Origin of the sequence: Bacillus sp. FSL E2-0195 (assembly GCF_038003645.1) — a bacterium.
Classification (GTDB): Bacteria; Bacillota; Bacilli; order Bacillales; family Bacillaceae_G; genus Bacillus_A; species Bacillus_A mycoides.
In genome coordinates this window covers 1,021,642-1,034,257 of record NZ_JBBOPN010000001.1, presented here as the reverse complement: position 1 = coordinate 1,034,257, position 12,616 = coordinate 1,021,642, and the positions used below count along the sequence as shown (strand labels likewise).

At 37.0% G+C, this 12,616-nt stretch carries 11 protein-coding genes; all 11 read right to left on the bottom strand.

The features are described 5' to 3' along the window. Positions 1 to 34: 34 nt before the first annotated feature. Positions 35 to 484, bottom strand: a complete 450-nt coding sequence (locus MHH59_RS05320; RefSeq protein WP_340850916.1) for a helix-turn-helix domain-containing protein — start codon at positions 482 to 484, stop codon at positions 35 to 37. 273 nt (positions 485 to 757) lie between these two features. Then, positions 758 to 1,954: an oxalate decarboxylase family bicupin gene (locus MHH59_RS05315; protein ID WP_050001273.1), complete on the bottom strand. Its 1,197-nt coding sequence runs from the start codon at positions 1,952 to 1,954 to the stop codon at positions 758 to 760. Positions 1,955 to 2,166: 212 nt separating this feature from the next. After that, positions 2,167 to 2,367: a sporulation YhaL family protein gene (locus tag MHH59_RS05310; protein WP_002087191.1), complete on the bottom strand. Its 201-nt coding sequence runs from the start codon at positions 2,365 to 2,367 to the stop codon at positions 2,167 to 2,169. Positions 2,368 to 2,444: 77 nt separating this feature from the next. Continuing rightward, entirely contained in the window at positions 2,445 to 3,317 is an 873-nt protein-coding gene (locus MHH59_RS05305; protein ID WP_012260501.1) for an alpha/beta fold hydrolase, read from the bottom strand. 239 nt (positions 3,318 to 3,556) lie between these two features. Continuing rightward, positions 3,557 to 3,802, bottom strand: coding sequence for a Phr family secreted Rap phosphatase inhibitor (locus MHH59_RS05300; protein WP_340850915.1), 246 nt, complete (start codon positions 3,800 to 3,802; stop codon positions 3,557 to 3,559). Beyond that, the gene (locus tag MHH59_RS05295) at positions 3,802 to 4,896 is read right to left on the bottom strand and encodes a response regulator aspartate phosphatase (RefSeq protein WP_033730926.1); all 1,095 of its coding nucleotides are present in this window, start codon (positions 4,894 to 4,896) and stop codon (positions 3,802 to 3,804) included. Before MHH59_RS05295 ends, MHH59_RS05300 begins: the two co-directional genes overlap by 1 nt. Positions 4,897 to 5,152: 256 nt before the next feature. After that, positions 5,153 to 6,130 (bottom strand): ring-cleaving dioxygenase, encoded by a 978-nt coding sequence (locus tag MHH59_RS05290; protein WP_002186504.1) that lies wholly within the window; start codon positions 6,128 to 6,130, stop codon positions 5,153 to 5,155. A 458-nt stretch (positions 6,131 to 6,588) separates the two neighbouring features. Continuing rightward, positions 6,589 to 6,786 (bottom strand): hypothetical protein, encoded by a 198-nt coding sequence (locus tag MHH59_RS05285; RefSeq protein ID WP_002150116.1) that lies wholly within the window; start codon positions 6,784 to 6,786, stop codon positions 6,589 to 6,591. Between the two features lie 398 nt (positions 6,787 to 7,184). After that, positions 7,185 to 8,129, bottom strand: a complete 945-nt coding sequence (gene yhaM / locus MHH59_RS05280) for a 3'-5' exoribonuclease YhaM (protein WP_002030183.1) — start codon at positions 8,127 to 8,129, stop codon at positions 7,185 to 7,187. A gap of 41 nt (positions 8,130 to 8,170) precedes the next feature. Further along, positions 8,171 to 11,095: an ATP-binding protein gene (locus MHH59_RS05275; RefSeq protein WP_088004622.1), complete on the bottom strand. Its 2,925-nt coding sequence runs from the start codon at positions 11,093 to 11,095 to the stop codon at positions 8,171 to 8,173. Continuing rightward, on the bottom strand, positions 11,092 to 12,333 hold the full coding sequence (locus MHH59_RS05270) for a metallophosphoesterase family protein (protein ID WP_003187753.1): 1,242 nt from the start codon (positions 12,331 to 12,333) through the stop codon (positions 11,092 to 11,094). The genes MHH59_RS05275 and MHH59_RS05270 overlap by 4 nt, the downstream gene beginning before the upstream one ends. Positions 12,334 to 12,616 lie beyond the last annotated feature (283 nt).

Genomic DNA, 12,616 nt, shown 5'->3' with positions numbered 1-12,616 from the left:
TGGAAAGAACAGCTAGTGTGGGGAATTTCTTTCATTACCTATATATTTCCTTCAACTTATCAGAAGCCATGCCACCTACAACCATTAATAGGAGCGGTAAAAAATTCATTACATATGGTGCATCTGCGACAATTGTAATGCTTGCTCCTGCAAACTTATTTAACGCCCATACAACGATTTTTGTAATAAACAAAAATACGCCCATTATAAATAGACTATCGAAAAACACCTTCCATTTCGGATACGCTAATTGCTTACTATCCTCAATTACTTTTTGCGTCAACTCTTCATCACTCCTCAATAACTCATCAATTGTAATACCGAACAGATCACTTAAATGAATAATAATTTCAATGCTCGGATAGTTCTTTCCCGTCTCCCATTTCGAAACAGACTGCCTACTTACATGAATTTTTTCAGCCAAATCATTTTGCGACCAATTTCTTTTTTCCCTTTCTTCTTTTAAACGTTCACTAAAAATCATACTGTGTTTATCACCTCTCTATGTCTAGTATGGTCAAATAAATGATGAAGAGTAAAGCTAGTTATCATTGCGTAACCTGTGCAACTTGTGCGTTACACTTTAAAATGGCGCCATTTCATACTCTATGCCATGCAGATTTCATATGTTTTTCTTCTATAATAATTTCCCGAACAATAATACAAATAACGAATACTAGTAAAGACAGGACTAGACATAAGAAATACGCCATTCCTTCCTATAGTTCTCCAGAAAGAATAACGCATATATCCATGTTTACTCATCCGTTTTCGGTTTATAAGAAAAACCCGGATATTTCACAACAGGCCACTTTTCTTTACGTAAAGAATCCATCAATTGCGGGCCAACATGTACATTACTTTCCACTATTTCTTTAGGAGTCAGTGCCATCCATTGATTTAACGATACATCTTCAAAACGGTTACTTTTAAACATCTCTAAAAACCATAATGTTTCATTGCCTGTGTTTTGAATATAGTGTCCAGTCGCAAACGGTACATATCCGACATCACCAGCTCTATAATCAAATGTACGAGCTGTACCATTTCCAAGAAACACCGTCATTCTCGCTTGCCCGGTAAGATAATATTGCCACTCATCATTATTCGGGTGCCAATGAAGCTCTCTCATTCCACCAGGCTCAATTTCAACGAGCGCTGCTGCGATTGTTTTGGAAATAGGAAAATTCGTAGAATCTACAATTCGGACGCTACCACCAGGAGTCTTAATCGGATTTTGTTTTAACAGTTCATGTTTAAATGTTAAAGGAACTTCTCCTTCTGGCGACTGAACTTCCTGATTTTCAAGCGAACCCGGTACCTCCCCTTGATAAATATAAACTTGATCTGAAGGAATGGAGTGAAAAGTACTTTCCGGCACTCCGAAGTTAGCCGACAACACTTCTTTTGGCGTATGTGCAAACCAGTCAGAAATAGCTAAAGTAGATAGATCAGAAAAATGTCCATCATCGAAAACGAGCAGAAATTCACAATGTTCCAATCCTTGAATCGAATGCGGGATGCCAGGGGGAAAGTACCAAAGATCACCTGGACCAACGTCAGCAATGAAATTTCGCCCTTCTTGGTCAACGGCAGTTATGCGTGCCTTTCCTAAAAGCATATATGCCCATTCTGCTTGTTTATGCCAATGGAGTTCACGTACTCCTCCGGCCGTTAAACTCATATTTACCCCAGCAATCGTAGTCGAAACCGGAAGTTCTCTAACAGTAATCTCCCGGGACCACCCACCGTGTTTTAAAATCATAGAAGTGTCTGAAAATGAAAATTTCAAGTTAGGAACTAAGCCAGCATCAGTTATAGGCGGAACGAGCATATTCGGATTTTGAATATCCCGCATAACATTACGAGGTCCAGAATCTATCGCACCAGCTCCATCGCTACGGATTGGTTGTGGTATACTCCCTCCCGCTTCATTAACAGTACGTTTTTTCATCATTACACTCCTTTTTCATCCGATTATTAAGTAAAAAGCCTCCATCATAGTGTATGAATTGGGATTTGGATGGTTACTGTGACTATGGATACAAGGGGTTCTGCCTTAACAATCCACTAAAGCTTGATGCGATCTTAATTTAAAAGGGAGTATCCAACAAACTAACATATAAAAAAGAAGAGAAATCCTTTTCTCTTCTTCAAAAGTTTCTATTAAAGTAATACCGAATCTTTATCACTATCCTGATTCCGTTTCTCTCGTTCTTCTTCTAAGCGCTTCATATATACTTCGCCTTCTTTTTCGATAAAATCATTATCCATCTCTTGCTCTTTTTTCGAAGTATATAAAACCATGTAGCCACTCAATACGATCCCAATGATTACAAGATAAATCCACCATGGTAAAGTTTCCACTTTCGTTCATCCCTTTCCTTAGACAAGCCTTATTAGTTTCACTTTATGAGGAAAGAAGTGGATTTATGCTTAAAATTTTATTGTGGATTCTTCGCGAAGAACGCTTGTACATATTCCATAAACTCGATTGGCTCCTGGCGAAACGGTGCGTGGTATCCTTTTTCAATGATATGGAACGTACTATTTGCAAATAGCTCATGATACAGTTCACCATTTTTCCAAGAAACACTCTTATCGTGTCGTCCCCATATAATTAAAGTCGGTACCTTAATTTTATCTGCTTCCATCGCAATGCGGCGCTCTCTCATTTTCGTAAGCTGATCATAATGCTCTTTATCATCGCGACTATTTTTCACTTCATTTTTATTATAATCCGTAATCTCTGTTACAGTTTGTAAGTCTGTCGATAGTGGCGGCACTTCATAACTTTCTTTTTGCTGGAAAGACTCTATTCCTGTAGAATCCGCTAAAACGAGATGCGTTACTGCATCCGGATATAAATACGCTAAATTTAGAGACATCTCTCCGCCCATCGAATGACCAAGTACTGCGAATTGATCGTATCCGAGTTTCTTCATTAACTTATAATATAAATTCACTTGCGTGGGAAACGAATACTGAAAATCAATTGGCTTAGAAGAACGCCCAAACCCTAAAATATCAACCGCAATAATCGTATGGTCCTTTACAAGTTCCGGATAAATATCACTAAACCCATCTGAAGAACCACCAAACCCGTGAAGCATAAGTAAAGGCGGCTTCCCCTCACCAATTTGCTTAAAGTATATCGTCTGTCCATCAATCTGCGCCATACTCTCTTTCGTATTCAGCCTCATCATCACAGTATCTTTCACTTCTTCAACCTTCGCAATCGGCTTATCAACGAAGTTACATACTATTAATAAAACAAGAACAATACCGCTAATCATATAAAACTTAAACCGTTTCAAAATCCCCGTCTCCTTTCTCATGTTGCTATTTAAAGGTTTTACATTATTTGGTTGTTTTATGTTCTTTTTTAATTGTAACCACTTTAGTTACAATTATATTAAAAAAATATAACTCATTTCTATTAATGATGGTTATTTTGTAACTATTATAGTTACATATTTAAAGTAAGTCAATTCTTTTCTCTACATGCTCTAATAACAAAGAAAGAGACTTCATGTTGAAGTCCCTTTCTTTGTTATTAGAGTTGGCTTACTCCGCCGTCGCCTCTATTATCTGCGGGTGCTCCACCTGTATCTCCTATATTAATGTAGCCTGGTCTTGCTGGTGCTCCTCCCGTGTCACCTATATTAACGTAGTCTGGTCTTGCTGGTGCCCCTCCCGTGTCACCTATATTTACAGCTTGATTTGTAAAAGAACTATTGAATCCAATTGATAATCCCCCTACTAATGCAGCCCCAACAATAGCTAAACGAAATTTCTTCATTAGTTTAACGCTCCCTTTTCCAATATATTTTTTTGAGCCTTATTATTCATATAAAAATATTTACTTGCCTTAACATGATCATCAACCTCATAAAACTTCATTGCTAAAATTTCAGTGTATTCTTGAATACAATCCCATAATCTTTCTCTCTCAAAATAAGAAAGGCCTTTTAAAATTACATCTTCAATAATTGATATAGAAGAATTTCCATTGAGTTCTTTCAAAATTTTAAACCGATGTTGAAATTCTTTTTCACCTAAATCAATACAAATATTTAAACCTTTTTCAACAATTGGATTCGCTAAATTATATTCTCCTATTTTGTAATGTTCACGTGCTTCTACAAACAAGGCTTTAAAATGTTCTGGGTAATTTTTTGTCACCTCAGATATATGGCGAATCGCTAATTCTGAAAGGTTTTGACTGGCATAAAGCCAAGCTAAATTATGTCGAACCATTAGCATATATTTTTTTTGATTTGCTTTTTGCAATACTTCCATAGCAGCATTAAAGTTCTCTTCCGCTAATTCATAGTGATCTATGTCTACGCAACATAGTCCAAAAGCATTTTCACATAATCCTATTTTTATTTCATAGCCTGGATATTTCAAAAATGCCGCTTTGGCTCTATTCAAATAATCTATTGCATGAACTTGGTCATATTTTTGATAATAGAAATTCCCCATACGATAATTAAACTCCGCATGCTCTATCGGATCTGCAATATATTTCAATAGCTTCTCAGCTTGTTCGTACTGTTGTTTCGCTTCGTTATAATTTGAAATTAATGTGCAATGAAATCCTTTAAAAAAATGATAGTAATACGCTAGAAAGCCTTCTTCCGGAATTTCGAAAGATTCCACTTTATCAAAACTATCTTCTCTAATTGAAATCCAATCAACTAATGCATCATATCTAAAATTCAATAATGTATGATAAAGCAATACATCTTGATCCACGTCCAACCCACTAATCGTACTATCAATTTCTTCTTTCATTTCCGTTGCTTTCTCTATGTTTTGCTGCAACATTACACGATACCAATTATCTAAAGAATGTTTCATTTGCTCCTTCGTTACTACATCTGTTCCCATACCTTCGCATCCCCTTTTCTCCAAACTTACAAAATTAGGATATTTATACAATTATTCAAATTGTATATTATCACCCCTTTTCTATGTATTGAAAAATAATTGTCAGAAAATTTATAATTTAAATGAATTATACCAAATATTTCTATTTTAAAAACTTGAGAAACATTTTTCAGAAAATTTTATAGACCAAATAAAAAAGCAAGCAATTCCAGCTATCAGCTAAAACTACTTACTCTTCTACTTATTATTTCTATCTTTACTCTTTAATAAATTCCTTCGTACTTCTCACTGTATCAATCGGACGAACTAATTTTTCGATTTCTTCACGCTTTGGCTCTAAGAATGGAGGTAAAGATAATTTTTCCCCAAGTGTTTCGTATGGCTCATCTCCCATAAAACCAGGGCCATCTGTCGCAAATTCAAATAAAATTTGTGGCGCAACTCTTGCGTATAATGACTCGAAGAAGTGACGATTTACATAACCAGATGAAGGGAGTCCAACTCGACTTAGTCGCTCAATCCACTCTTCTAATACAGCGCGATCCTCTACGCGGAATGCTGCATGATGCACTGTACCAAAACCTTGTTGTGCTTCAGGAAGAACTGTATTATGTTCTACAATGACAGAGGCACCGTTTCCACCTTCACCTACTTCAAATAAGTAGAACTCTCCTTCTTGATCAATCTCTTTAAATAATAGAACTTTTTCTAGCACCTCTTTGAAATAACTAAAGTTCGCGATACGAATAAATACAGGTCCTAAGCCAGTAATTGCATATTCTAATGGAACTGGACCATTTTGCCACGGTGTACCTGATTCTATCCCGTTATCTAATTCGTCTGAGATTAATTGATAGTGTTGATCATCAAAATCAACGAACGAAAGAGTTTTCTTACCAAATTGCTCTTTAATGCCTGTATGTTCTACTTCAAGACGATCAAAACGTTTCACCCAATACGCTAATGCTGCATCAGTCGGAACGCGGAATGAAGTTTTTGAAATTTCATTTGTACCGTGTACTCCTTTTGGAACACCTGGGAAGTCAAAGAATGTCATATCTGTTCCTGCACTACCTTTATCATCTGCAAAGAATAAATGATACGTTTGAATATCATCTTGGTTTACTGTTTTTTTAACTAAACGCATTCCTAAAACGTGAGTGAAAAACTCATAGTTCTTTTCTGCACTACTTGTAATCGCTGTAACGTGGTGTATTCCTTTTAATTGGTTCATTTTATATTCCTCCAATAGTTTTAATTTATATTTAACTGTTTTATTTTTGCTCGCTGGTCAACAAAGCGCGTATTTATAAAAGTAATCAGTTCATTTTACCAGTCAAGTGATAGTTAAAAAAATAATTCACTGTGTAAAACGATTCGTTCGAAAGTAATAATTCCTTTCGTTACTATCACTTTACAACTCAAGTGATTAAAAAGCAAGTAAATTATCTTGAATTCGAGATAATTTTTTAATATCTCAGTATTAGTTTAAAATGCTATATGTTTTGTGGCGTAATTATTTTCATATCTACTGGTAATAAAACCTTTTCACTCGCCAAAATAAATAGCCTACAATCAATGAACTAATCATAGGCTATTAAAATTCTTTAATAGTCAAATATCCTTACAATAAATTGTAATTTTAGCGAATAATTAATATTAGTAATTCTCTGTTTCATTAAATGATTTATTTTATATATTCCAAAAATCACTATTTATATCACTGTTATATTTATAATCAACCTTTTCTTTACCACATTTTTCGCACTTATAAATATTAGCTGTCCCAATCTGCCCTGTTTTAAAATTTTCACTATCCTGAGTTTTAATAAATTTATAATTGTGTATACATCTAGGTTCTCTTACTTTATCCATCCATTTTCCTAGCATAAAGTAATCACTCTCCTTAAAAGAATATTCCTAATACAACTCTATATTTAGAATACTCTACAAAAGATTTCCAATCAACGAACACGTTCTCTTGCCTCCCTTGCATCACATGATATGCAAAAGGGTTGTTTTGTTTAAGATCCGTTTTTTTATTGACAACAGATCCTCATCCATTAGCTTTACACGAGCTAATGGAATATAAATTTGCCGTATGATTTACATCTTTTTCTCTCATTATTTCTTTCCTCATCAAGGAATAAATAATGGTTTTTAAAGCTATTTGCAGTGTCTTCCCTTATCAGGGCAATAAAAGATGGTGTGAAAACTTAATTTCACACCATCTTTTTAAACAATTTTATTGTCATGCCACACTTAATGAGGCCATTCTATTCACAATCTTAATTATGGAAAGTTGGCTTATAGAACGAACGATTATCAAGCGCAAAGACACGTTCTGTGTATTCGCCTGGTTTTGTGCGTCCTAATGCGCGGTCCATCATGTTCATTTTTGCATCTAAGTTATCGATGTAGTGCAGAATTTCTGCTTCTTTCACTAATGGTGGTTTTGGGCTACCCCATTCTGCTTTTCCGTGATGGGAAAGGACGATGTGCTGAAGGATTAATACTTCCTCTGCATCGATTTGTAGTTCCTCTGCTGCTTTACCAATTTCGTTCACCATGATAGAAATGTGGCCTAGTAAATTTCCTTCTAACGTATACGTCGTAGAAATTGGTCCAGATAGCTCAAATACTTTACCAAGATCGTGTAAAATAACGCCCGCATATAGTAAGTCTTTATCTAACGATGGGTATAGAGCTGATATAGCTTTCGCTAAATCTAACATTGATACAACATGATAAGCTAGTCCAGATACGAACTCGTGATGGTTCTTTGTCGCTGCTGGATATTCTAAAAATTCATTTTGATGCTTATTTAACAAATGTCTTGTTAGACGCTGTATGTTCGGGTTTCTCATTTCAAATATGTATTGCGTAATTTTCTCAACCATATCTTCTTTTTTTATTGGAGCTTTTTCTACAAAGTCTGAGATGTCTGTTACTTCATTCTCATTCGCAACACGAATTTGTTTCACACGTAATTGAATACGTCCTTTATAGTTTAGAATATCTCCAGCTACTTTAACGATTGTTTCCGCTACATATTGTTTCTCAACTTCTGGCGATACGTCCCATAGCTTTGCTTCAATATCTCCACTTGGATCTTGTAAGATTACTGTTAAAAACGGCTTGCCATTGCTTGCGAGACCTTTTGTCGCTGTTTTAATTAACAAGAAAACATCGACTTGTTCACCAACTTCATATTCTACAATTTTCTTTTTCATTCGAATTCCTCCACCAAATCAGTTACTTTTAGTATAGCATACTACAACTCATTTTCTTTACGCTTACGTGTTAATTTTATAATCTCATTTTCTGTAAAATACGTTAATAAATGCGCATGGCATGTAAAGAAGATAACTTGTCTATCTTTCGCAATTTCTTTTATAAGTTCAATCGTTCGATTCGTCCTTACCGCGTCAAAATGTACGAAGCTATCATCAATAATAAATGGATAGTCATGCTCAAACGTTTTCGCTAGCGCGAATCGCAATGATAAATATAACTGCTCCGCTGTCGCTTGGCTTAGTTCATGACTGTAAAAACGCATACCATCGTTACGTTCGACAATGAACGGTTCCGCTTCTGACGGTGAGAATATTTTACTATATCTCCCGCCTGTTAAATACACGAAATACTCTTCGGATTTTTGTAAAATACGCGGCAAATGCACTTCATGATAATATTGCTTCGTTTTCGTTAATACTGTCTTTGCGGCCGCATATGCAGCCCACTTCTTCACTTGTTCACGCACTTGCGCTTTTTTCATTTCCCACTCATGTAGTAAATCACCATACGTACTGCCTTCTTCTAAATTCGCAATTTCTATTCGATGCTTCGCAATACGCTCTGTCAGTTCTTTCTCTTGCGCCAGACAGTTTTGCGCGGCTGTAATTTCTTGCTTTAATTTTTCATCATAACCGTCAGCCTCATAATGCTCAGCTAATGACAAACTCGTTAAGCGCTGTTCTAACAAATCAATTTGAGGTAATAAACGCCCCACTTGCTTATCCGCGTCTTCACGTTTCTCTGCCAATTTTCCTGCTTCTAAAAACATCTCTTCATCTGTAGATTCTGCGATATGCCATAACCCATCTCGCTCTACTAGTAGTTGTTTTAATTGCTGCTGCATGAACTCATATTCTTCTTGCCATTCCGCCAGCTTCTCTTTCAGCTGCTTACAAGTTTGGCGCTTCTCTTTCTCGTTTTGCATACGACTTTGCGCCTCATGCAAATTGCTATACTCCGTGCTACCGATAACAGTTTCTAGTTTATGCTCAAAGTGCGAAATCATTTCATACAATGAAGATTTCCGCTCGCCTTGTTTATCTAGCTCACGATATAATTGCTGCATTTTTTCAATACGCTCAAACGCTGGCAATATGTGTGCATACGTATAAAATTCAGGGAACATATAGCGCGTTTTATACGCACCTACTTGTTCTCCTATTTGGAAAGTTTCTCTCTCCCATTCTTCATAAGATGAAACGACTTTATCATAAGCACGTTCCATTTGCTGCAACTTATACGACTCACGCTCAAATAGCTTACGAATCTCTTCATCTTTTTCTAACTGATAACGAACAGACATCGCTTCTTCACTTTGTCGTCCGCCAGCACTTTGCTGAAGAGTAAGAAGCTCTTCTTGTAATCCACCCGAAGGATCTTTATATAAAACGAGTGCTAAAACAATCCCTACAAACACAATCACACTAATAAATAACAGCACGCGGTTATCTATAAATAGACTCGTGAATAAAACAAGCGTGTTAATAAGAAGTAACAGAAGACAAATTCTTTGCCACTGTTTTTTCTTTTGCATAGCCGCCCCTGCTTTTTCCTCATACTTGCGCTTCATTCTCTCTGCGCCCATTCCTAAAAATGCCGCATCCTGAAATGATTTTTCTTTCTCAACTAACGTATTTTTTTCTTCATCAGCTAACATTTGCTGGCTGATTTGTCTTATATTTTCTTCTTGCTCTTCTAATTGCTCCTGAGCCGTTTTAAAACGTTCATCTAGTTGTGCTTTTTGCGATTCTAATTCACGCGCCTTTTGCACAGTTTGCATAATTAATTCTTTCGTCGCTAAACTTATATCAAACGAAAGAACAGTCTCTTGTTCAAAAGTAGCGCCAATTTGTTGCTGTAGTTCTGCGATTTCTTCTTTTATATTCGCAATACTTCCCGTCATATCACGCATTTCTTGGCGTGCATTTTCATAAGACATATGCTGCATACGAAGTTCTTCTACGTAACTTTCTTTTTGTAAAAATGCTTCATCTATTTCTGTGGAATCAATTTCTGATTGCACTGTTTCTATCTTTTTTTGAAGTGAATCTACTTGTACTTGGAGCGGTTCTATCTTTGCCTTTACCGCCTCATAGCGCGCCATTCCGTTTACAGGAAACTGCCCGTTCTCGTTTTCTAACACTTTCTCGTGCGTACTCTTTTCAATAACAAGAGGCTCAAGCGCCACTAATATTTCATAGTCTTGCTTTCGTCTTTCGGCTGACTCTTTTTCCGCACGAACAGAAGCAAGTTTCTCTTCACTTTCTTTTAACTGCTCGACTTGTTTTTCATACGTGCCAATTTTCCCTTGCCATTCTTTCATCTTTTCCTCAATTTTCTTCATCTCTTGCAGTGACACGTTAATTTCAGGATTACGACCACTCGGCTTAAAGCGCTGATTCATTTCTTTTTCTAATTTTTTATCTAACTGCAATAACGCATCACTTCCGACTGCGCTGGCCGAAAATAAATAATTGCCGATATCCGCTTCGCCGAGCTGATGAATATTTTGAAGACCATGCATATCAAATGAAAAAACAGAATCAAATAAGCTTTCATTCACACCGCTTAATATATCGTTTAAAATATCTTCGCCGCCAGTTTTCCCGCCTTCAAAATAAACGGTCACCGCGCCTACTGCCGTCTTTGGCAATCGTTCAATTTTCAAACGGCCGTACTTCTCTGTTTGAACAGTCATCGCTCCGCCGTACTTCCCGCCTTCTTTCGGCTCATAACGGCGCTGTCCTCTCGTCGGAAAACCGAATAAAATACTTTTCATAAACGAGCGAATTGTCGATTTCCCCGCTTCATTTTCACCGTACAGTACCGTCAGCATTGACAGATCCATTTCCACATTTTCTAGTTTTCCATAGCCATAAATATGGAGTTTTTCAATTCTCATTTTTTATCCCTCTCTTGCTGGAATAATTGCTCTAAAATAATATTTTCCGCTTCCTTTTGAATCTCTTTCTTCTCTTCTTCCGTAAAAGCTTCAATGCTATTACGCGCTACAGGAGATGTCCAAATGGTGCGCAACACTCCGTCCATATTTGTGAAAGCTTCTAACTCTTTCAGCACACTACCGACGAAATGATTTTCTTCTTTCAAACGTTCAATTTCCGCAAAAGAAACCGTCTCGTTTTTCCACTTCATCGCATATACAAAGTCTTTTCGCTCTTCTCCCGCTGCTAAAATATGAAAAATCTCTTCCACGCGCTTGTCTTCACGCAAATAAGGAGCAAGTGGTCCCTGTCCTGTAAATATGACAGTTAAAAGCGTACCTTCCTCTTCTCTTCTGCATTCATTCATCGCACTTGACGCGCTCGTCATAAGATCATCAACAGTTTCAAGTCCATCAATATTCACTTCTATCTCATCCCACACAACATCCGCCGTATGGAAAAATGAACACTGCGATCCTTGTTTCGTGAGTTCAATAAGGTACGCACCCTTCTCGCCCGTCTCCTTACGATGACGCCCTTGTATATTACCTGGATAAATAATGTACGGCTCTTCTGATAAAATTTCCCGTTTATGTATATGGCCAAGAGCCCAATAATCAAACTGCTTTTCCTTCAGCTCACGAATTTGAAACGGTGCATAGCGATTATGCTCTGCATCCCCTTCCACACTTCCGTGAAGCATTCCAATATGAAAAGGCGCATCACTCATTTTCGTATACTGCGCTGTCATATTATCCGTTACCGCTTGCTGCAAATAACTAAACCCATAAATAGAAGCTACAAGCTCACCATCTTTATAAAATGATTTCTCCTCTACATAAGGCTCCGTAAACACATGAACATTTTCCGGAAACTCAATTGCCGCCCAGCTTCCCCCTAAATGATCGTGGTTACCATGAATAATAAAAACGGGAATATCGTACTGCGAAAGTCTCTTCATTTGCTCACGCACAAACACTTGCGCCCTCAAACTTCTCGTCTCCGCATCATACAAATCCCCGGCTAGTAATACGAAATCAACGCGCTCTTGAATCGCTTTATCAACAATACGCTCGAACGATTCAAACGTACTCTGCTTCATTCTCTCCCAAACAGACTGTGGTACATTCATCTCCATCCCTTTAAACGGACTATCCAAATGCAAATCAGCCGCATGTATAAACTTCACTTGTTTCACAAATAACGATCCTTTCTATAGTTCAAAAGTTTCATCTTATCCGCATGAACACAAACAATAAATGCTCAATTGGCGAAAACTAGTAATAAGCAGGAAATAAAAAATCCCCCACTGATTAAAGTTTCACTTTACCCCGTATTAACGGGCAGTAGGCAAAGAAGCCAATCTGAAAGTAAACTGCCCATAAATACCCGATTGGTGAAGGCTAATAACTAGTGGGGATGAAAAGACTCCCCACTAGTTAAAGTTTCACTTTATTGTAACACGCAATGTCATATATTTC

Bases quoted from the DNA above. Each gene is read 5' to 3' on its own strand.
- MHH59_RS05285 (WP_002150116.1), bottom strand. From the start codon at position 6,786: ATGCTAGGAAAATGGATGGATAAAGTAAGAGAACCTAGATGTATACAC.
- MHH59_RS05300 (WP_340850915.1), bottom strand. From the start codon at position 3,802: ATGAAGAAATTTCGTTTAGCTATTGTTGGGGCTGCATTAGTAGGGGGA.
- MHH59_RS05275 (WP_088004622.1), bottom strand. From the start codon at position 11,095: ATGAGAATTGAAAAACTCCATATTTATGGCTATGGAAAACTAGAAAAT.
- MHH59_RS05320 (WP_340850916.1), bottom strand. From the start codon at position 484: ATGATTTTTAGTGAACGTTTAAAAGAAGAAAGGGAAAAAAGAAATTGG.
- MHH59_RS05295 (WP_033730926.1), bottom strand. From the start codon at position 4,896: ATGGGAACAGATGTAGTAACGAAGGAGCAAATGAAACATTCTTTAGAT.
- MHH59_RS05290 (WP_002186504.1), bottom strand. From the start codon at position 6,130: ATGAACCAATTAAAAGGAATACACCACGTTACAGCGATTACAAGTAGT.
- MHH59_RS05315 (WP_050001273.1), bottom strand. From the start codon at position 1,954: ATGAAAAAACGTACTGTTAATGAAGCGGGAGGGAGTATACCACAACCA.
- yhaM (WP_002030183.1), bottom strand. From the start codon at position 8,129: ATGAAAAAGAAAATTGTAGAATATGAAGTTGGTGAACAAGTCGATGTT.